The organism is Streptomyces longhuiensis (assembly GCF_020616555.1).
Taxonomy (GTDB): Bacteria; Actinomycetota; Actinomycetes; order Streptomycetales; family Streptomycetaceae; genus Streptomyces; species Streptomyces longhuiensis.
This window is the reverse complement of record NZ_CP085173.1, coordinates 4,087,402-4,107,471: the sequence shown is the minus strand read 5'-3', so window position 1 is coordinate 4,107,471 and position 20,070 is coordinate 4,087,402. Positions and strand designations below refer to the sequence as shown.

General features: G+C 69.6%; 15 protein-coding genes and 1 pseudogene. 14 read left to right on the top strand and 2 right to left on the bottom strand.

Annotation, left to right across the window (positions count from 1 at the left end; translation table 11 throughout):
* Positions 1 to 30: 30 nt before the first annotated feature.
* Positions 31 to 1,464 (top strand): NAD-dependent malic enzyme, encoded by a 1,434-nt coding sequence (locus LGI35_RS19145; RefSeq protein ID WP_227295036.1) that lies wholly within the window; start codon positions 31 to 33, stop codon positions 1,462 to 1,464.
* Positions 1,465 to 1,760: 296 nt separating this feature from the next.
* Positions 1,761 to 2,042, top strand: a complete 282-nt coding sequence (locus LGI35_RS19140; protein WP_030680681.1) for an HU family DNA-binding protein — start codon at positions 1,761 to 1,763, stop codon at positions 2,040 to 2,042.
* A 104-nt stretch (positions 2,043 to 2,146) separates the two neighbouring features.
* Here the strand turns inward: LGI35_RS19140 and murA are convergent, their stop codons facing one another.
* Complete coding sequence (murA, locus tag LGI35_RS19135) at positions 2,147 to 3,487, bottom strand: UDP-N-acetylglucosamine 1-carboxyvinyltransferase (protein ID WP_100593927.1); 1,341 nt, start codon at positions 3,485 to 3,487, stop codon at positions 2,147 to 2,149.
* A 324-nt stretch (positions 3,488 to 3,811) separates the two neighbouring features.
* On the opposite strand from murA, the gene LGI35_RS19130 reads away from it, so the two are divergent.
* From LGI35_RS19130 to mycP, 12 genes and pseudogenes are all read left to right on the top strand, one after another.
* Positions 3,812 to 4,372 carry a YqgE/AlgH family protein gene (locus LGI35_RS19130; protein ID WP_227295035.1) on the top strand — a complete coding sequence of 187 codons (561 nt, stop codon included), beginning with the start codon at positions 3,812 to 3,814 and terminating at the stop codon, positions 4,370 to 4,372.
* Positions 4,373 to 4,472: 100 nt separating this feature from the next.
* Entirely contained in the window at positions 4,473 to 4,760 is a 288-nt protein-coding gene (locus LGI35_RS19125) for a DUF3039 domain-containing protein (RefSeq protein WP_100593929.1), read from the top strand.
* A gap of 243 nt (positions 4,761 to 5,003) precedes the next feature.
* Positions 5,004 to 6,296, top strand: a complete 1,293-nt coding sequence (locus tag LGI35_RS19120) for an extracellular solute-binding protein (protein ID WP_227295034.1) — start codon at positions 5,004 to 5,006, stop codon at positions 6,294 to 6,296.
* 16 nt (positions 6,297 to 6,312) lie between these two features.
* A pseudogene (locus LGI35_RS19115) lies at positions 6,313 to 7,194 on the top strand (carbohydrate ABC transporter permease); the annotation flags it as partial.
* Positions 7,191 to 8,036, top strand: coding sequence for a carbohydrate ABC transporter permease (locus LGI35_RS19110; protein WP_227295033.1), 846 nt, complete (start codon positions 7,191 to 7,193; stop codon positions 8,034 to 8,036). The pseudogene LGI35_RS19115 and the gene LGI35_RS19110, both read left to right, overlap by 4 nt.
* A gap of 5 nt (positions 8,037 to 8,041) precedes the next feature.
* Positions 8,042 to 9,688 (top strand): beta-N-acetylhexosaminidase, encoded by a 1,647-nt coding sequence (locus LGI35_RS19105; RefSeq protein ID WP_423835710.1) that lies wholly within the window; start codon positions 8,042 to 8,044, stop codon positions 9,686 to 9,688.
* A 317-nt stretch (positions 9,689 to 10,005) separates the two neighbouring features.
* Entirely contained in the window at positions 10,006 to 10,890 is an 885-nt protein-coding gene (locus LGI35_RS19100; RefSeq protein WP_227295032.1) for an FAD binding domain-containing protein, read from the top strand.
* Complete coding sequence (locus LGI35_RS19095) at positions 10,887 to 12,599, top strand: 2Fe-2S iron-sulfur cluster-binding protein (protein ID WP_227295031.1); 1,713 nt, start codon at positions 10,887 to 10,889, stop codon at positions 12,597 to 12,599. The genes LGI35_RS19100 and LGI35_RS19095 overlap by 4 nt, the downstream gene beginning before the upstream one ends.
* Positions 12,596 to 14,923 carry a xanthine dehydrogenase family protein molybdopterin-binding subunit gene (locus LGI35_RS19090; RefSeq protein WP_227295030.1) on the top strand — a complete coding sequence of 776 codons (2,328 nt, stop codon included), beginning with the start codon at positions 12,596 to 12,598 and terminating at the stop codon, positions 14,921 to 14,923. Before LGI35_RS19095 ends, LGI35_RS19090 begins: the two co-directional genes overlap by 4 nt.
* 173 nt (positions 14,924 to 15,096) lie before the next feature.
* Entirely contained in the window at positions 15,097 to 15,693 is a 597-nt protein-coding gene (locus tag LGI35_RS19085) for a hypothetical protein (RefSeq protein ID WP_227295029.1), read from the top strand.
* Positions 15,693 to 17,342, top strand: coding sequence for a YML083C domain-containing protein (locus LGI35_RS19080; protein ID WP_227295028.1), 1,650 nt, complete (start codon positions 15,693 to 15,695; stop codon positions 17,340 to 17,342). The genes LGI35_RS19085 and LGI35_RS19080 overlap by 1 nt, the downstream gene beginning before the upstream one ends.
* Before the next feature lie 4 nt (positions 17,343 to 17,346).
* Entirely contained in the window at positions 17,347 to 18,729 is a 1,383-nt protein-coding gene (gene mycP / locus LGI35_RS19075) for a type VII secretion-associated serine protease mycosin (RefSeq protein WP_227295027.1), read from the top strand.
* Positions 18,730 to 19,401: 672 nt separating this feature from the next.
* Here mycP and LGI35_RS19070 read toward each other — a convergent pair.
* Positions 19,402 to 19,911, bottom strand: a complete 510-nt coding sequence (locus LGI35_RS19070) for a hypothetical protein (protein ID WP_227295026.1) — start codon at positions 19,909 to 19,911, stop codon at positions 19,402 to 19,404.
* Positions 19,912 to 20,070 lie beyond the last annotated feature (159 nt).

Below are 20,070 nucleotides of genomic sequence, written 5' to 3'. Positions count from 1 at the left end.
GCCACACGGTGAAAGCAGAGGAAGTCGGCCATGGCAACGGCGCCCAGCGTCTCCTACTCGATGACGGTCCGCCTTGAGGTGCCCGCCAGCGGAACAGCGGTATCCCAACTCACGACGGCCGTGGAGTCCCACGGAGGCTCGGTGACCGGTCTCGACGTGACGGCGTCCGGCCACGAGAAACTCCGGATCGACGTCACGATCGCCGCGAGCTCCACCGCGCACGCCGACGAGATCGTCGAGGGCCTGAGCGGCATCGAGGGCGTCATCCTCGGCAAGGTCTCCGACCGTACGTTCCTGATGCACCTCGGCGGCAAGATCGAGATGCAGTCGAAGCACCCCATCCGCAACCGTGACGACCTGTCCATGGTCTACACGCCGGGTGTGGCCCGCGTGTGCATGGCGATCGCCGAGAACCCCGAGGACGCCCGGCGTCTGACGATCAAGCGGAACACCGTTGCGGTCGTGACGGACGGCTCCGCCGTGCTCGGCCTCGGCAACATCGGCCCGATGGCCGCCATGCCCGTCATGGAGGGCAAGGCGGCCCTCTTCAAGCGCTTCGCCGACATCGATGCCTGGCCGATCTGCCTGGACACCCAGGACACCGACGCGATCGTCGAGATCGTCAAGGCCATCGCCCCCGGCTTCGCGGGCATCAACCTCGAGGACATCTCCGCCCCGCGCTGCTTCGAGATCGAGGCCCGCCTGCGTGAGGCCCTCGACATCCCGGTCTTCCACGACGACCAGCACGGCACGGCCATCGTCGTCCTCGCCGCCCTGACGAACGCCCTGCGTGTCGCGGGTAAGGCCATCGGCGACATCCGCGTCGTCATGTCCGGCGCGGGCGCGGCCGGCACGGCGATCCTCAAGCTCCTGATCGCAGCCGGCGTCAAGAACGCGGTCGTCGCCGACATCCACGGTGTCGTGCACGCGGACCGCGCGGACCTCGTCGACGCGAAGGCCGATTCGCCGCTGCGCTGGATCGCCGACAACACCAACCCCGAGGGCCTCACGGGCACGCTCAAGGAGGCCGTGCGCGGCGCCGACGTGTTCATCGGGGTCTCCGCTCCGAACGTGCTCGACGGCGACGACGTGGCGGCCATGGCCGAGGGCGCCATCGTGTTCGCGCTCGCGAACCCGGACCCCGAGGTCGACCCCGCAATCGCCCGTCAGACGGCGGCAGTTGTGGCCACGGGCCGCTCGGACTTCCCGAACCAGATCAACAACGTCCTCGTGTTCCCGGGCGTCTTCCGTGGCCTCCTCGACGCCCAGTCGCGTACGGTCAACACGGAGATGATGCTGGCCGCCGCGGCCGCCCTGGCGGACGTGGTGAGCGAGGACGAGCTCAACCCGAACTACATCATTCCGAGCGTCTTCAACGACAAGGTCGCGGGCGCCGTCGCCGGAGCGGTGCGTAACGCCGCGAAGGCCGTCGGCGGCGCTGTGACGGGCGCCACGGCCTCCTGAGGCCCGGCGCGTCGCGGAATGCGGGGCCCCTGGCCGCCCTCTAGGGTGGCCGGGAAGCACGGCCCCACCCCGCCCCATACCGGGACGGCGACGCAATCCGTGTGACCCCCAAGGGCGCCGGATTGGCTTTCCCGCCGCTGGTGGGGGCAGGATGCGTCTTCGGGCGCGAGGGTCTGAAGACGGACCCGGGTCCGGGGCCTGACCGAGGACCCTGGCAGCATCGGCTTCGCTGTGCCCAACATGCGGCTCCGCCGCGTGGCACGCCTCAACGGCAAGAAGAACACGGGAGTACAAACATGAACCGCAGTGAGCTGGTGGCCGCGCTGGCCGACCGCGCCGAGGTGACCCGCAAGGACGCCGACGCCGTGCTGGCCGCGTTCGCCGAGACGGTCGGCGAGATCGTTGCCAAGGGCGACGAGAAGGTCACCATCCCCGGCTTCCTGACCTTCGAGCGCACGCACCGTGCCGCTCGCACCGCCCGCAACCCGCAGACCGGCGAGCCGATCAACATCCCGGCCGGTTTCAGCGTGAAGGTGTCCGCGGGCTCCAAGCTCAAGGAAGCCGCCAAGGGCAAGTAAGCCAGGCAACAGAAGGGGCGGCCACCCGGTTCGGGTGGCCGCCCCTTCTGCGTTGTCACGGGGGTCCTGCCGACGCTCAGGAAGGGCGTCGGCAGGACCTGTGGCTAGCCCAGTGCCTTGCCCGGCAGCTCGACCTTCGCGCCGAGCTCCACGAGCTTCTCCATGAAGTTCTCGTAGCCGCGGTTGATCAGGTCGATGCCGTGGACGCGGCTGGTGCCCTGGGCGGCCAGGGCCGCGATCAGGTACGAGAAGCCGCCGCGCAGGTCGGGGATGACCAGGTCGGCGCCCTGGAGCTTCGTGGGGCCCGACACGACCGCGGAGTGCAGGAAGTTGCGCTGGCCGAAGCGGCAGTCCGAGCCGCCCAGGCACTCGCGGTAGAGCTGGATGTGCGCGCCCATCTGGTTCAGGGCGGACGTGAAGCCGAGGCGGGACTCGTAGACCGTCTCGTGGACGATGGACAGGCCCGAGGCCTGCGTCAGGGCCACGACGAGCGGCTGCTGCCAGTCGGTCTGGAAACCGGGGTGGACGTCCGTCTCCAGGGCGATCGACTTCAGCGAGCCGCCCGGGTGCCAGAAGCGGATGCCCTCGTCGTCGATCTCGAAGGCGCCACCGACCTTGCGGTACGTGTTCAGGAACGTCATCATCGAGCGCTGCTGGGCGCCGCGGACGTAGATGTTGCCCTCGGTCGCCAGCGCGGCCGACGCCCACGACGCGGCCTCCAGACGGTCCGAGAGGGCGCGGTGCGTGTAGCCGCCCAGCTTGTCGACACCCGTGACCCGGATGGTCCGGTCGGTGTCCATGGCGATGATCGCGCCCATCTTCTGCAGTACGCAGATGAGGTCCTCGATCTCGGGCTCCACGGCCGCGTTCGAGAGCTCGGTCACGCCCTCGGCCAGCACGGCCGTCAGAAGGACCTGCTCGGTCGCGCCGACGGACGGGTACGGCAGCCGGATCTTCGTGCCGCGCAGCCGCTGCGGGGCCTCCAGGTACTGGCCGTCCGCCCGCTTCTCGATGGTCGCGCCGAACTGGCGGAGCACCTCGAAGTGGAAGTCGATGGGCCGGCCGCCGATGTCGCAGCCGCCGAGACCCGGGATGAACGCGTGGCCGAGCCGGTGCAGGAGCGGCCCGCACAGCAGGATCGGAATGCGCGAGGAGCCCGCGTGCGCGTCGATGTCGGCGACGTTGGCGCTCTCCACGTGCGACGGGTCCATGATCAGCTCGCCGGGTTCCTCACCCGGGCGGACCGTCACGCCGTGCAGCTGGAGGAGGCCGCGTACGACCCGGACGTCCCGGATGTCCGGGACGTTGCGCAGCCGGCTCGGCTCGCTGCCGAGCAGCGCGGCGACCATGGCCTTGGGCACGAGGTTCTTCGCGCCGCGGACACGGATCTCGCCCTCCAGCGGGGTTCCGCCGTGGACAAGCAGTACATCGTCGGTGACGGTCATGAATCTCGCGTTCCGATGAGATGGACAGGACAGATGGGCAGGACCGCGGCGGAGCCGTCGGGCGAGGCCTTTCGGGCCGGGCCGCTGGGCGGGCCAAGGCATAAGCGTAAGGGCCGCCTACCCCCCTTCCGTAAGCCCAAGTGCACCGGGGGGACGTCATGACTTCGCTACAACACGAAATGTCGCTAAACGGGCGCGGAGGGTCACCTTCCGGAGGCGGTTCACGGCGCGCGCCCCGGGCGCGTGAGGCGTCTCTGAGCTGGGCTCACCCGGGAAGGGTCATTGACTCCCCGCTCGGCGGCAAGATGCGGGATCATGTCTGGCATGACCGAGGTGTCCTCGCTCACAGGGCGGCTGCTCGTGGCCACACCCGCCCTCACGGACCCGAACTTCGACCGGGCGGTCGTGCTGCTCCTCGACCACGACGAGGAGGGCTCGCTCGGCGTGGTCCTCAACCGGCCCACGCCGGTCGGGGTCGGCGACATCCTGGAGGGCTGGGGCGAGCTCGCCGGCGCTCCGGGCGTCGTCTTCCAGGGCGGCCCGGTCTCGCTCGACTCGGCGCTCGGCGTCGCGGTGATCCCCGGCGACGAAGGGCCCCTCGGCTGGCGCCGCATCCACGGCGCGATCGGCCTGGTCGACCTGGAGGCCCCTCCCGAGCTGCTCGCCTCCGCGCTCGGATCCCTGCGGATCTTCGCCGGGTACGCGGGCTGGGGCCCGCGCCAGCTGGAGTCCGAGCTGACCGACGGCGCCTGGTACGTCGTCGAGTCGGAACCGGGCGACATCTCGTCGACGGACCCCGAGGGCCTGTGGCGCGCGGTGCTGCGACGCCAGCGCAGCGACCTGGCGATGGTGGCGACGTACCCGGACGATCCGTCGCTCAACTGAGGCCGTCGGCCGGTGCCGTGATCGACGGGAACCGGGGGCGCGGGCCCTTCACCCCGAGGCCGCTGACCCTTCTCCCGGCGCTTCAGTACCCTTGGCCTTTATGAGCACTCTTGAGCCCGAGCGCGGGACAGGTACGGGGACCCTCGTAGAGCCGACGCCGCAGACATCGCACGGTGACGGCGACCACGAGCGCTACGCCCACTATGTCCAGAAGGACAAGATCATGGCGAGCGCCCTCGAGGGGACGCCGGTCGTCGCGCTCTGCGGCAAGGTCTGGGTGCCGGGCCGGGACCCGAAGAAGTACCCCGTGTGTCCCATGTGCAAGGAGATCTACGAGTCCATGGGCGCCGGCGGCGACAAGGACAAGGGCGGCAAGGACAAGAAGTAGCGGGCAGGAAGTCGCGGGCATGACGTAGCGGCAGCGGGCGGAAGTGGTCGCCCGCGCCGTCGCGGAAGGTTCCTGAGTCTGCTGCGAAAGGCCCCCGAGGTGCGCATCTGTCGCGCCATGGGGGCCTTTGTGCTGCCTCCGCAACCGTTGCGCTCAGTGGTCTGGACCTCCTAGCCTCCTCTGTGTTGTGCACAGCAAAACCGCCATTGCGTATGTTGCAACGACACTTCGGAGGCTGCCCCCATGAAGCTCCCCGTCCGAATGGCCTTGCCCCTGGCCGCACTTGCCCTCGCCACCGCCTGCGCCCCCGGGACCTCGGACAACGGCTCCGCCGGGGACGACAAGAGCGGGACCCTGCGCGTCTGGCTCTTCCAGGAGGTCGACAACCGGCCGAAGCAGAAGGTCGTCGACGCGGCCGTCGCCGCCTTCGAGAAGTCCCACAAGGGCGCCGACGTCACGGTCGAGTACATACCCGTCGAGACTCGCGCCGAGAAGATCAAGGCCGCCTTCAACGACCCGAAGAGCGCCCCCGACGTCATCGAGTACGGCAACACCGACACCGCCGGATACGTCAAGGACGGCGGCCTCGCCGACGTGACCGAGGAGTTCGGCGCCTGGCCCGAGGCCAAGGACACCGACCCGACGGCCGAGGAGTCCGTGACCGTCGACGGAAAGATCTACGGCGCCCCCTACTTCGTCGGCGTACGCGCCCTCTACTACCGCACCGACGTCTTCAAGGACCTCAAACTCGACGTCCCGACGACCCAGGCCCAACTCGCCGCCACGGCACGGAAGATCCACAAGATGAGGCCCGACCTCTACGGTCTCGCGGTCGGCGGCGCCTACACGTACGGCGCCATGCCCTTCATCTGGTCCCAGGGCGGTGAACTCGCCGAGAAGAAGGGCGGATCGTACGAGTCGGCCATCGACAGCCCGGCCGCGCGCAAGGGCATCGAGGCGTACACGTCCCTCTTCGGCGGCGACAACTGTCCCGCCGCGAAGTGCGCGGGCATGGGCGGCAACGACACCGTCACCGCGTTCGCCTCCGGCAAGGCCGGCATGGCCATCGGCGGCGACTTCAGCCACCAGGCCATGGAGGACGGCAAGGTGAAGGGCAAGTACGCCGTCGTGCCGCTGCCGGGCGCGGACAAGGGCGACATCGCGCCGGCCTTCGCGGGCGGCAACAACATCGGCGTACTCAGGAGCACCGCGCACCGCACGCTCGCCGTGGACCTCATGAAGAGCCTCGCCTCGAAGAAGACGCAGGGCGAACTCTTCGACGCGATGGGCTTCCTGCCCACGTACACGGACGTCCGCGAGAGCGTCGCGAAGAAGGAGCCCTTCGTCGCGCCCTTCATCAAGACCCTCGGCGCCGGCGCCAAGTTCGTGCCCGCCTCGCCCGCCTGGGGTCAGATCGACGCCTCGCTCGTCCTGCCGACCATGTTCCAGGAGATCGTCAGCGGACGTAAGGACGTGGCGACGGCCTCACGGGACGCGGCGAAGAAGATGGACACCGCGTTCCGCACCGCGGGCTGACCGCGTGGCCACCACCGCCCGCCGCACCGGCGCCTGGACCCCCTGGCTCTATCTCGCCCCCGCCCTGCTCCTCCTCGGCGGGCTCCTCGTCTACCCCGTCTACCAACTCGGCCTGATCTCGTTCCTCGAATACACCCAGGCCCAGGTCAGCGGCGGCGAACCGACCACCTTCCAGGGGCTCGGGAACTACGCGACGCTCTTCGCCGACGAGCAGTTCTGGCAGGTGCTGCTCGCCACGGTCCTGTTCGCCGCCGCGTGCGTCGTCTCAACCCTCGCCGTCGGCTGCGCCCTCGCCGTGCTGCTCACCCGCGTACGCGCCCTGCCCCGGCTCGCCCTCATGCTGGCCGCGCTCGGCGCCTGGGCGACCCCCGCGGTCACCGGCTCCACGGTCTGGATGTTCCTCTTCGACCCGGACTTCGGCCCGGTCAACCGGGTGTTCGGGCTCGGCGACTTCTCGTGGACGTACGGCCGCTACAGCGCCTTCGCGCTCGTCCTGCTCGAAGTGGTCTGGTGCTCCTTCCCGTTCGTGATGGTCACCGTGTACGCGGGCATCAGGGCGATCCCGGCGGAGGTCGTCGAGGCGGCGGCGCTCGACGGGGCCTCGCAGTGGCGGATCTGGCGCTCGGTGCTCGCCCCGATGCTGCGGCCGATCCTCCTCGTCGTCACCGTCCAGTCGGTCATCTGGGACTTCAAGGTGTTCACCCAGATCTACGTCATGACGAACGGCGGCGGCATCGCGGGCCAGAACCTCGTGCTCAACGTGTACGCGTACCAAAAGGCCTTCGCTTCCAGCCAGTACAGCCTCGGCTCGGCGATCGGCGTCGTCATGCTGCTGATCCTGCTCGCCGTCACGCTCGGCTACCTGCGGATCCTGCGCCGCAGAGGGGAGGAGCTGTGAATCCGGTACGGGTGAGGGTGCGGCGGCCGTGGCGGCTCGCCGCCGAGGCGTCCGCGCTCCTGATCGCCCTCGTCGTCGCCTTCCCCCTCTACTGGATGGTGCTCGGCGCCTTCAAACCGGCCGGCGAGATCGAGTCGACCGAGCCGAGACCCTGGACGCTCGCGCCCTCGCTCGACTCCTTCCGGCGCGTCTTCCAACAGGAGGAATTCGGCCGGTACTTCCTCAACAGCCTGACCGTCGCGGGCACCGTCGTCGTCGTCTCCGCCCTCGTCGCATTCCTCGCGGCGACCGCGGTGACAAGGTTCCGGTTCAGGTTCCGCACGACGCTTCTCATCATGTTCCTGGTCGCGCAGATGGTGCCCGTCGAGGCCCTCACCATTCCGCTCTTCTTCCTCATGCGGGATTTCGGGCAGCTCAACACACTCGGCTCACTGATCCTGCCCCACCTGGCGTTCTCCCTGCCGTTCGCCGTGTGGATGCTCCGGGGATTTGTGAAGGCCGTCCCTGAAGCGCTCGAGGAAGCCGCGTACATCGACGGGGCGAGCCGCACCCGGTTCCTCTGGCAGATCCTTTTCCCGCTGGTCTTTCCCGGCCTCGTGGCGACCAGCGTCTTCTCCTTCATCTCCACCTGGAACGACTTCCTGTTCGCGAAGTCCTTCATCATCAGCGACACCTCGCAGTCGACCCTGCCCATGGCCCTGCTCGTCTTCTTCAAACCCGACGAGAACGACTGGGGCGGCATCATGGCGGCGTCGACGGTAATGACCATTCCGGTACTGGTCTTCTTCGTACTCGTACAGCGGCGCCTGGTGTCCGGGCTCGGCGGCGCGGTTAAGGACTGACGTCAGTGACTTCGACAGATCTCATTCCCGCACCCAGCCGGACGGCGCACGGTGACGGCCTCCACGAACTCGGCGACGCCACCACCATCGACGCCGCCGCGGGCACCGAGGGCGTCGCCCGCTGGCTGCGCTCGACCGTCGGAGCGGCCACCGGCCTCGGCCTGCCCCCCGCCGGGACCGGCGCTGACCTGCGCGACGGTGAAACCCGTATAGAGCTGCGCGTCGACCCCGAACTCGGCCCTGAGGCCTACCGGATGACCGTCGACCGGCGGACCGTCCGCATCGAAGGCGGCGGCGCGGCCGGCGTCTTCTGGGGCGCCCAGACCTTCCGTCAGCTCCTCGGCCCCGACGCCTTCCGGCGCGCACCCGTCGAACCGGGCCGCAGCTGGACCGTCCCCACCGGCACCGTCGAGGACGCCCCACGCTTCGCCTGGCGCGGCCTGATGCTCGACGTGGCACGCCACTTCATGCCCAAGGACGGGGTCCTGCGCTATCTCGACCTGCTCGCCGCGCACAAACTGAACGTCTTCCACTTCCACCTCACCGACGACCAGGGATGGCGTATCGAGATCAAGCGCCACCCCAGGCTCACGGAGCAGGGCGCCTGGCGCGCACGCACGAAATTCGGCCACCGCGCCTCACCTCTGTGGGACGACCGTCCGCACGGCGGCTTCTACACGCAGGACGACATCCGCGAGATCGTCGCGTACGCCGCCGAACGGCATATCCGCGTCGTCCCCGAGATCGATGTCCCCGGCCACTCCCAGGCGGCCATCGCGGCCTATCCGGAACTCGGCAACACGGACGTCGTCGACACCGCCTCCCTCACCGTCTGGGACAACTGGGGAGTAACCCCGAACGTACTCGCGCCGACCGACCGGACTCTGCGCTTCTACGAGGGCGTATTCGAGGAACTCCTCGCTCTCTTCCCCGCCGACGTCTCGCCGTTCATTCACATCGGCGGCGACGAGTGCCCCAAGGACCAGTGGAAGCAGTCGCCCGCCGCGCAGGCCCGGATCGCCGAACTCGGCCTGAAGGACGAGGACGAGCTCCAGTCCTGGTTCATCCGGCACTTCGACACCTGGCTCGCCGAACGCGGCCGGCGCCTCATCGGCTGGGACGAGATCCTGGAGGGCGGCCTCGCGCCCGGCGCCGCCGTGTCGTCCTGGCGCGGCTATCAGGGCGGCATCACCGCCGCCCGCGCCGGACACGACGTCGTCATGTGCCCCGAGCAGCAGGTGTACCTGGACCACCGTCAGGCGCCGGGCGACGACGAGCCGATGCCCATCGGATACGTCCGCACGCTGGAGGACGTCTACCGCTTCGAGCCCGTCCCGCCGCAGCTCACCGAGGAGGAGGCGCGGCACGTCCTGGGCACCCAGGCCAACGTGTGGACCGAGGTGATGGAGAGCCAGGCCCGCGTCGACTACCAGGTGTTCCCGCGCCTGGCGGCCTTCGCCGAGGTCGCCTGGTGCGCCCTGCCCGCACCTGCCGAGCGCGACTACGCGGACTTCCGGCGCCGAATGACCGCCCACTACGGCCGCCTTGACGCTCTCGGCGTCGGCTACCGCCCGCCCACAGGGCCCCTTCCGTGGCAGCAGCGACCGGGTGTGCTCGGACGCCCGATCGAGGGGGCGCCCCCGAACGTGTGAGACGCCCGCCGTACGCGTGCCCCGGGGCTCCGGCCCTGGGACCGTGGGACCGCACGAAAAAGCCTTACAAAAATCACCGAAGAGTGGCAATGCGTACCGACCGGTGACCAGGGGCGAAATCGATCCATCTCCCTGGTCCTCGGGGCGAAAGCCTCCTAGCGGACCCCCTCGCCGGGCCCCCGGGAAGATGTGCCAGAGTTGCCACGTCCGGCCTGTCAGCACGTACCGTACGGCGGAACAGGCGTAACGGCGCGAACGACGGCTCACATGCCGAAGCCGCCGGGCGAAGTGCCGGACATCGGGAAGGGGCAGCCGGTTTGACCACGCACGCAACGCAGGCCGTGACGCTCCCGGGCTCGCTCGACGAGGCCGTGGCAGCACTCGCCGCCATGCCCGCCGCGGTCCCGGTCGCGGGCGGCACCGACCTGATGGCCTCGGTCAACGCCGGACTCCTGCGCCCCGCCGCCCTCGTCGGCCTCGGCCGCATCAGCGAGATCCGCGGCTGGCAGTACCAGGACGGTCACGCTCTGCTCGGCGCCGGCCTCACGCACGCCCGCATCGGGCGCCCCGACTTCGCCGCCCTGATCCCCGCGCTCGCGGCCGCGGCCCGCGCCGCCGGACCGCCCCAGATCCGTAACGCGGGCACCCTCGGCGGCAACATCGCCTCCGCCGCCGCGACCGGCGACACGCTGCCCGTCCTGGCCGCCCTCGAAGCCACCCTCATCATCGCGGGCCCCGGCGGCGCGCGGCGCGAGGTGCCCGTCTCCCACCTGCTCGCGGGCATGGAGATGCTCAGCCCCGGCGAACTCATCGGCTTCGTGCGCGTGCCGCTCCTGCACGCCCCGCAGACCTTCCTCAAGGCCACCGGCCGCACCGGCCCCGGACGCGCCCTCGCGTCCGTCGCGCTCGTCCTCGACCCCGCGAGGCGCGGCGTGCGGTGCGCGGTCGGCGCGATCGCGCCCATGCCGCTGCGGCCCCTGGAGGCCGAGCAGTGGGTGGCCTCGCTCATCGACTGGGACGGCGAGCGGAAGCTCGTGCCCGAGGCGCTGACCGCGTTCGGCGAGTACGTCGCCGCGGCCTGCATCCCCGACGCCGCCCCGGCCCCGGACGGCACCCAGGAACAGCTGCCGCCCGCCGTACTGCACCTGCGGCGCACGGTCGCCGCGCTGGCCCGACGTGCACTTGGGAGGGCGCTGTCGTGACTGACGAGCACAACCACGGTGGCCACGGTGGTCACCAGGGCGGCGGCTGGGAGCCGCTGCCCCAGGGTGACTACGACGCGGACGCCACCGCCTTCGTGCAGCTCCCCGAGGGCGGCCTGCCCGACGTGCCGCTGGCCGCGCCGGGACACGGTTACGTACCGCCGCAGATCACCATCGCGCCCGGCGGCCCCGCGGCCACGGACCCGGCGGCGACGGGCGTGTGGGTGCTGCCGCCCGACGTGACGGGCGCGCAGGTGGCGCCCACGGGCGCGGGGACCGGCGAGGTGCACTGGCCCGAACCCGCCGAACACGCCGAACACGTCGCACCGGCCGCTCCGGAGGCGATGCCTTCGTACGGCCACGGGGCCGGGGTGACCGGGCAGTGGAACTTCTCGGACGTCGAGCACCAGGCGCCGCCCGCCCACGACCAGGCCGGGGCCGGCCAGGCGGCGCAGACCGGGCAGTGGTCGATTCCGGTCATCGCCGAAGGGGATCTTCCGGACGAGTCGGGCGAGTTCACCACCTCGTCCCTCGCCGCGCAGTGGGGCCGGACGCCTCCGGCGACGCTGCCGGGGGGCGCGGTGGCGCCCTGGGCGGCGGAGGAGTGGGCACGGGAGCCTGCGCGGGGCGTTCCGGAGGACGAGTTCGAGCCCGAGTTCGAGCCGGCGATCGAGTCCGACGTCGCGCCTGAGGTCGCGCCGGAGCCGGCGCAGGGGAACGCAAGCGACATACACGCGGTACGCGGCGTGCACGGCGAACCCGAGCCGGTCGGGACGGCGGACGGCGAGGCACATGCCTTCGCGGACGTCGCCGCCGAGTCGGCGGAGGGGCCGGTGCGGGTGCCGACGGCCGAGGCTTCGGAGATCTCGGAGGTCGCGGAGGTCTCAGAGATCCCGGAGGTCGCGGAGGTCTCAGAGATCCCGGAGGTCGCGGAGGTCGTGGAGGCCCCGGAGGTCTATGCGGCTCCTGCGGTTTCTGACACTTCTGAGGTCGACGAAGCCCCCGACGTCACCGAAGCCGCCGCTCCTGAGGACGCCGCCCCCGACGAGCCCGCCCCCGACGCCGTGGTCGCCCCCCTCCACGACGACCACCCCCTCGCCTCCTACGTCCTGCGGGTCAACGGCACCGACCGCCCCGTCACCGGCGCCTGGATCGGCGAGTCACTGCTCTACGTCCTGCGCGAGCGCCTGGGCCTGGCCGGGGCCAAGGACGGCTGCTCGCAGGGCGAGTGCGGTGCCTGCAACGTGCAGGTCGACGGCCGCCTCGTGGCCTCCTGCCTCGTGCCCGGTGCCACCGCGGCCGGCAGCGAAGTGCGCACCGTGGAGGGCCTGGCCGCCGACGGGCAGCCCTCCGACGTGCAGCGCGCCCTCGCCGGCCGCTGTGCCGTCCAGTGCGGATTCTGCGTGCCCGGCATGGCGATGACCGTGCACGACCTCCTCGAGGGCAACCCGGCCCCCACCGAACTGGAGACCCGCCAGGCGCTGTGCGGCAACCTGTGCCGCTGCTCCGGCTACCGCGGGATCCTGGACGCCGTACAGCAGGTCGTCACCGAACGCGAGGCGACGGCGACGGGCGCGGCCACCGCGACGGACTCGACGGACTCGGCGGGGTCGACCGCCTCCGCGGGTGACGCCGGGGGCGAGGCCCGCATCCCGCACCAGGCGGGACCCAGCGCGACCGAAGGTATTCAGGACGGAGGCCTGGCGTGAGTGACGAAGCAACAGCCACCGCGCCCGCGGCCCCCGTGGCCGAGCCGCTCCCCCACGGCCTCGGGGCCTCCCTGCCGCCCGCCGAGGCGCGCGCCAAGACGGAGGGCACCTTCCCGTACGCCGCCGACCTGTGGGCCGAGGGCCTGCTGTGGGCTGCCGTCCTGCGCTCCCCGCACCCGCACGCGCGCATCCTCTCCATCGACACCACCCACGCGCGCGAGATGCCCGGCGTGCGCGCCGTCATCACGCACGAGGACGTCCCCGGAGCGCCGCTTCCCGGACACCGCGCCGCGGACCGCCCGGTGTTCGCCTCCGACGTCGTACGCCACCACGGCGAGGCCATCGCGGCCGTCGCCGCCGACCACCCGGACACCGCGCGCATGGCGGCCGCGGCCGTCCTCGTCGAGTACGAGGTGCTCGAACCGGTCACCGATCCCGAGCAGTCCTTCGCCGCCGAGCCCCTCCACCCCGACGGCAACCTGATCCGCCACATCCCCCTGCGCCACGGCGACCAGGACGCGGTCGGCGACATTGTTGTCGAGGGCCAGTACCGCATCGGCCGCCAGGACCCGGCCCCCATCGGCGCCGAGGCCGGCCTCGCCGTCCCGCGGCCCGACGGGGGAGTGGAGCTCTACATCGCCTCCACCGACCCGCACGGCGACCGCGACCTCGCCGCCGCCCGCTACGGCCTCGAACCCGAGCGTGTGAAGGTCGTCGTCACGGGCGTGCCCGGCGCGACCGGCGACCGCGAGGACCAGAGCTTCCAACTCCCGCTCGGACTGCTCGCGTTGAGGACCGGCCGCCCGGTCAAGCTCACCGCTACGCGCGAGGAGTCCTTCCTCGGCCACGCCCACCGCCACCCCACGCTCCTGCGCTACCGCCACCACGCGGACGCCGAGGGCAAGCTGGTCAAGGTCGAGGCGCAGATCCTCCTCGACGCGGGCGCGTACGCCGACACGTCCTCGGAGGCGCTCGCCGCCGCGGTCTCCTTCGCCTGCGGCCCGTACGTCGTTCCGCACGCCTTCATCGAGGGCTGGGCGGTACGCACCAACAACCCGCCCTCCGGCCACGTACGCGGAGAAGGCGCCCTCCAGGTCTGCGCCGCGTACGAGGCGCAGATGGACAAGCTGGCGAAGAAACTCGGCATCGACCCGGCGGAGCTGCGCCTGCGCAACGCCATGGCGACGGGAGACGTACTCCCGACCGGGCAGACGGTGACGTGCCCGGCGCCGGTCGCCGAACTGCTGGGCGCGGTAAGGGACTTCCCGCTGCCGGATCTTCCCAGGGACACCCCCGAGGACGAGTGGCTGCTGCCCGGCGGCCCCGAAGGCGCGGGTGAACCAGGCGCGGTGCGCCGCGGTGTCGGCTACGGCATCGGCATGGTGCACATGCTCGGCGCGGAAGGCACCGACGAGGTGTCGACGGCGACGGTGAAGGTCCACGACGGCGTGGCCACGGTCATCTGCGCGGCGGTCGAGACCGGCCAGGGCTTCACCACGCTCGCCCGCCAGATCGTCCAGGACACCCTCGGCATCGACGAGGTCCAGGTCGCCCCCGTCGACACGGACCAGCCCCCGGCCGGCCCCGGCTGCCGCGGCCGCCACACGTGGGTCTCCGGCGGAGCGGTCGAACGCGCCGCGAAGATGGTCCGCACCCAGCTTCTCCAGCCCCTGGCGCACAAGTTCGGCATGTCCACGGAGCTGCTCCAGATCGCCGACGGCAAGATCACGTCGTACGACGGAGTCCTGTCGACGACGGTCACCGAGGCGATGGACGGCAAGGAACTGTGGGCCACGGCCCAGTGCCGCCCGCACCCCACCGAACCCCTCGACGCCGACGGCCAGGGCGACGCCTTCGTGGGTCTCGCGTTCTGCGCGATCCGCGCGGTGGTCGACGTGGACATCGAACTCGGGTCCGTACGCGTCGTGGAACTCGCGGTCGCCCAGGACGTGGGCCGAGTCCTCAACCCGGCTCAGCTGACGGCCCGTATCGAAGCGGGTGTCACGCAAGGCGTGGGCGCCGCGCTCACGGAGAACCTCCGCACCCCCAGGGGCCTGGTCCGCCACCCCGACTTCACGGGTTACGCGCTCCCGACGTCCCTGGACGCCCCCGACATCCGCATCGTCAAACTGGTCGAGGAACGGGACGTGGTGGCCCCCTTCGGAGCGAAGGCGGCGAGCGCGGTCCCGGTGGTCGCGTCCCCGGCGGCAGTGGCCTCGGCGGTCCGCGCGGCCACGGGCCGCCCCGTCAACCGCCTCCCGATCCGCCCGCAGGCGGCGGTGGTGACGAACGCGTCCGCTCCGGCGATGGCGTCAACGGAGTGACCCTGCCTGCCCGTTGCAACTTGTGACACGTCGTGTCGTTGTGTGACGCGTTGTGGATGGTCTCTGCAACGGGCCGCGTGTGAACTGACAGTGTGCATGGCTAGAGTTGTTGTCGAGACTTCGCAACGACGGCCGATGACCTTCGGCGAGCACGGGGGAACGGGGAGGACGCGATGGCAGAGGCAGCGGACAAAGGCGGCGGCAGCGACGGCTCGCCGTGGGCCTTCTTCGGCGTACTCGGAGCGGTGGGGGCGGCGCAGGCGGCGGTGGGGGACATCGTCACCGAGCTGGAGTCGTTCACGAAGTTCCAGCAGCGGGTTGATGAGCTGATCAAGAACCTCAAGGGTTCCGACGCTGGCCCGAAGAAGATCGGCCAGGAGCCGCTGACCCGTCATCAGTTCGGTGGCGGCACGGGCGCCTGGGGCGAGGCCGCAGGCCTGTTCACGTCGTACCAGACCGTCCTCACGGAGCTGGAACACCTGTCACAGGTCCTCTCGGACTCGATAGAGGGCATGGGCATCGCGGTGCTGGCTTCGCACAAGACCTACAAGGGGATCGACACAGATCTCCGGGACCGCATGCTGGCGATCAGCGCGGAGACGAAGCAGCACTACGGCGGCGACTACGACCCCGAGAAGTCCAAGCTCTGGCACCAGGGTGAGGGGCCGAAGATGGATGAGATCGGCAAGAAGGACGCTGACGGTGACTCGGGGGCCACGGGCAAGTCCGCTCCGACGCCCAAGACTGACTACAAGGGCGGGGTGGCTTGATGGCTCGCGATCCGTTCGACGGCATGAGCCACGAGCAGATGCTGGAATGGCTCGACCAGGCGAACTCAGGGACGGTGCAGGCGGCTGCTGCGCGACTCGCCGCGGCGGCGAAGGAGATCCATTCCATCGCGGAGGACCTGAAGGTCCGGCCCCAGTGGGTCGAGTGGAAGGGCGAGGGTGCGGAGTCATTTCGCACCTGGGCCGGAGACCTGGCCAACGCGACCCTGACGCTAGGGGACTTCAGCCAGGACTCGTCGAAGTGGCTTGCTCAGGCCTCGACGGCGATTGGCAATGCACAGGCCGCCATTCCGAGGGACAAGGCCAGCGCGACGGCAAATCTGGATGCCGCGAAGGCCGCGCACAACGACCCCGACGCCGGGGCCGTGGCCAGTAAGTCAACGAGTGAGCTTCAGGCGATCGCGGCGAACAAGGAGAAGGTGCGGCAGGAAGCCGCCGGCGAGATGCGGAAGTTGGGGCAGGCGTACTCGCTGTCCTCCACTCAGATGGATGGTTTGACCCGCCCGAAGTTCCCTCCGCCGCCTAAGGCGTTCGTGCCCGAGAAGTCCAGCATCGATGAGGTCAAGGAGCATGGTTACGGCGGTTCGGCTGCCCAGGCGTCTTCCGAAAGCGGCCTGACCGGATCTACGCCGGTGGTGAGCGGACATGCGGGGACCATTCCCGGAGCAACCACACCGCAGCACGATGTGACGGCGCCAGAACGAACGGTCCCGGCTTTCGAGCAACGCCCGACGGAGATGGGCATCGACTCGGTGGAGACCCTGCCGGACGTTCGGCAGAACCCGACGACCACTGGCCCTGGACCCTCACCGGCCGGCCCGAGCGCGCCCGGCCCCGTCGGCACGCCACCCACGACCGGAATGATCCCGCCGGCCTTCGGCGGCCCCGGCCGACCACCCCTCACCGGCCGCGCCACAGGCCCGGCTATGACCGCACGTGGGACGTCACCCCAGGGAGGCCCTGGAGTGACGGGGAGGCCCAACAGCCCGGCAACGGCCAACGGCCTGGGCCGTCCGACGACACCCGGCGCGCGCGGCCCCATGCTGCCTGGCCAGAACGCCACGGGAACCGGCCGATCGGTTCCGGGCGCGAATTCCGGACGTCTTCCGACCAACAATGGAGTGGCAGGCGGCCGTCCTCAGCAGACAACGGGCAGGTCAACGGGCATTCCTCGTGGCACGGTGATGGGCGGTGAGCGTGCGGCAGGTGGCCGGAGCACCACCGGCCAGGGAGTGACAGGCGGCAGGCCGACGGCTACCGGTGGCAGCGCCGGATCGAAAGGGGCAGTCTCAGGACGCCGAGCCGGCGGGGTAACTGGCGAGAACGGTGGCGTCGTCGGTGGTCGACCCCAGCAGCAGAGCCGCGCGAATGCCCGTTCGTTCAGCCGGGGTGGCTCAGGATTGGTACGTGGCCAGGGCGCTGGCGGGGACACGTCCGAATCAACGCGCGGCACAGGCCAGGCCGGTCGCGGCGGAGCGATGCCTCATGGCAGTCGCCCCGACGGCAGTCAGAGCGAGAGGAAGGGCGAGCGCCCCGACTACCTCGTCGAGGACGAGGAGACCTGGCAGCCGAACAACCAGGGCAATGTGCCGCCGGTCGTAGACGACAAGTCCAATAACAGCGAGAGGTAATTGCATGCCCACCAGCAGGATTCGGTACGGCCGCCGAGCTGTTGCCTCGACAGCCCTCGGTTTGCTGTTGGTGGGTGTCGCGGCCACGCCGGCACTCGCGGAATCGACGCGTGACGAGCAGTGGTACCTCACGGTGATGAAGGCCGAGACCATGTGGCGCACGAGTAAGGGCGAAGGCGTCACGGTCGCTGTGATCGACACGGGAGTCGACCCGACAAACCCTGATCTGCAGGGGCGAATTCTCGGCGGACTTGACCTGGCACCTGACGAAGCCGGCGACGAGCACACCGACTACGAAGGCCATGGCACGGGCATGGCCGGCCTGATCGCCGCGACGGGCGCGCACGGCGGTGGGCATGGGTCATTTGGACTGGCTCCGGAAGCGAAGATCCTCCCCATCCGTCTGCCCGACTCGAGTAAGGCAAACAATCTCTACGGTGCGGCCAAGCAGTTCAACAAGGTCACGCCGAAGGCGATTCGGTACGCGGCGGACAGCGGCGCCAAGGTCATCAACATCTCTCAGGCCGTGTTGAAGGGCTCGCCTCAGCTCACGGCATCTGTGGACTACGCCTTGAAGAAGGGCGCACTGGTCTTTGCGGGCACAGGAAATGACGGGGCTTCTGGCAATGAAGTGATGTACCCCGCCGCGACTCCGGGCGTGGTGGGTGTGAGCGCCGTCGGCAAGGATCTCCGGATGACGGACGAATCCACACATGGCCCTCAAGTGGACATGTCCGCACCTGGAGACAAGATGGTCCACGCCTGTGGGACCAAGAGCAGCAAGACCGGGCTCTGCGAGAGTCACGGCACGAGTGACGCCACTGCGCTCGCCTCCGCCAGCGCGGCCCTGATTTGGTCCCAGCATCCCAACTGGACCAACAACCAGGTTCTTCGCGTCATGCTCAACACGATCGGCAGCCCCACGGACGGCGCCAAGCGCAATGACGGCATCGGCTACGGAATCGTCCGCCCTCGGATCGCCCTGACCAACCCCGGCGACCCCGGTCCTGCCAGTAAGTTCCCGCTGCCGGACTACCCCGTCACAGCGTCCAAGCCGTCAGGCAAGCCCTCCAAGGTTCCGGACGAGAGCAACTCCGTCGCTCCGGCCGCGGCGTCCAAGGGTGACGACAGCAACCCCGCTCTGTGGATCGGCATCGGTGTGGGCGCCGCGGTGGTGATCGCCGCGGGAGCCGTCGTGGCGGTCAAACGCAGCCGCAAGCAGCGCGCGCCTCAGCAGCCACCCGTGTACCCCGCCTACTCGCCTGGCTCCGCGCCTGGCCCCGTGCAGCCGCAGTACCAGCCGTACGGCGCTCCGCAGAGTCACCCTGCAAGCCACGACCCGAACTCGCCGTACGGCGGGCAGCAGGGGCCGGGTCCGTCCGCGTGAGGGCTGTCTTGCCGGTGCAACCCCCTCAGAGAGTGGTCTCTCTGGCCTCAGAAGCCGCAAGTATCGCTGCCCGGGACATCAAGTGCAGTCGGACGAAGCACCAACGGCTTTTGTGTACGCAGTGATGAGTTGCTTCATGGTTGATGCCTCACCCTCAACATCGGATGCGCAGACTTGGATGACGGAGAAGAGAGCCTGTTCGGGGTGTGTCGGGTCGGCGCAGTCTTCAACGCGTCCTACTGCGCCCGTGCGTGAGTACATGTAGCGACTGTCATCCGTCAGGGCTCCGTCGTCCGTATTAGCGTTAGAGTTGGCCATTTGGGCGACGCTGTCCTTTTGCGCTGCCCAGATCCGGCTTGAGACGAGGGCGACTTTTCCGTCAACCAAGCCTTGGCAGCGATTGGTTCCACTGTTCGGAGACACCTGTTGCGCAGCGATTTTCTTTCCGGCTCGAAAGAATGAAGGCCAGTTCTGCTTCCCGGTGGGGATGCCGCACAGTGAACTGGGGAGGTGTATTCCTCCTCTTTCTCGCCAGAACAGTCCACCACTGCTATGGCTGCGGTGGTGAAGACTGCTGGGACGATGCGTTGGCGCATTGTTAGCCGGTTCCCTCGTGTCCGCCCCTCCGTCTCGCCTGGACTTCCGGGCGGGTAAGTCGGTCAACGTGCCGGGTTAATCGGGCTGGCCTGCCGGTACTCGAGACGGCAGGGAGGCCTGTGAGGCGCAACCCAACTGCTTCGCCATGGCTCGCGACACGGCGTTGAGGACGGTCATCCTGTCGCGTCCAGTGCTCTTTGCCGATAGCTGGTCCGGAGTTCCGATGAGCTCTGCTTCGACGTAGGGCGTGGACTGCCCCGGTGCATCGGGGTTTTTCGTTGGGCACTTGAAGTACAGCGAGGCTCCGGCGGTGCCGCGCGCCGCGGCATACACGCCCATCCGGTAGTGGGACGCCCCCGAGTCTTCGCTGCCACCTCTGGTCTTTTTCGGGTAGAACTTAACGGCTGAGAAATCCACTGTGATCAATGGGTGACTGGTGGTGTCTCCCGCTTTGAAGACTACACACTGGTTCCGTTGCGTCATGTCGTCATGAAGAGTGTCTGCAGCTTGTTTCAGAGAGAACTTGTTGGGCTTTCCCGCGTCATTGGTGCCGGGCAGTTCAGTAAACTCCTTGATCTCACCCATGCGTTCGATAGATGCAACTGCCGGCGCGTCTAGAGTTGAGGCACATAGCTGGGAGGCGGCCAAGTTCGCCTCCGTCTGATTTCCGTCGTCGCCGCCACTGCATGAGACTAGGCAGAGCGTCGCCAGGGAGATAGCCGCTGCCATCTTGGAGGTGGTGCG

Coding starts and splice junctions, on each gene's coding strand:
- LGI35_RS19145 (WP_227295036.1), top strand. CDS start 31: ATGGCAACGGCGCCCAGCGTCTCCTACTCGATGACGGTCCGCCTTGAG.
- LGI35_RS19140 (WP_030680681.1), top strand. CDS start 1,761: ATGAACCGCAGTGAGCTGGTGGCCGCGCTGGCCGACCGCGCCGAGGTG.
- murA (WP_100593927.1), bottom strand. CDS start 3,487: ATGACCGTCACCGACGATGTACTGCTTGTCCACGGCGGAACCCCGCTG.
- LGI35_RS19130 (WP_227295035.1), top strand. CDS start 3,812: ATGACCGAGGTGTCCTCGCTCACAGGGCGGCTGCTCGTGGCCACACCC.
- LGI35_RS19125 (WP_100593929.1), top strand. CDS start 4,473: ATGAGCACTCTTGAGCCCGAGCGCGGGACAGGTACGGGGACCCTCGTA.
- LGI35_RS19120 (WP_227295034.1), top strand. CDS start 5,004: ATGAAGCTCCCCGTCCGAATGGCCTTGCCCCTGGCCGCACTTGCCCTC.
- LGI35_RS19085 (WP_227295029.1), top strand. CDS start 15,097: ATGGCAGAGGCAGCGGACAAAGGCGGCGGCAGCGACGGCTCGCCGTGG.
- LGI35_RS19080 (WP_227295028.1), top strand. CDS start 15,693: ATGGCTCGCGATCCGTTCGACGGCATGAGCCACGAGCAGATGCTGGAA.
- mycP (WP_227295027.1), top strand. CDS start 17,347: ATGCCCACCAGCAGGATTCGGTACGGCCGCCGAGCTGTTGCCTCGACA.
- LGI35_RS19070 (WP_227295026.1), bottom strand. CDS start 19,911: ATGGGTGAGATCAAGGAGTTTACTGAACTGCCCGGCACCAATGACGCG.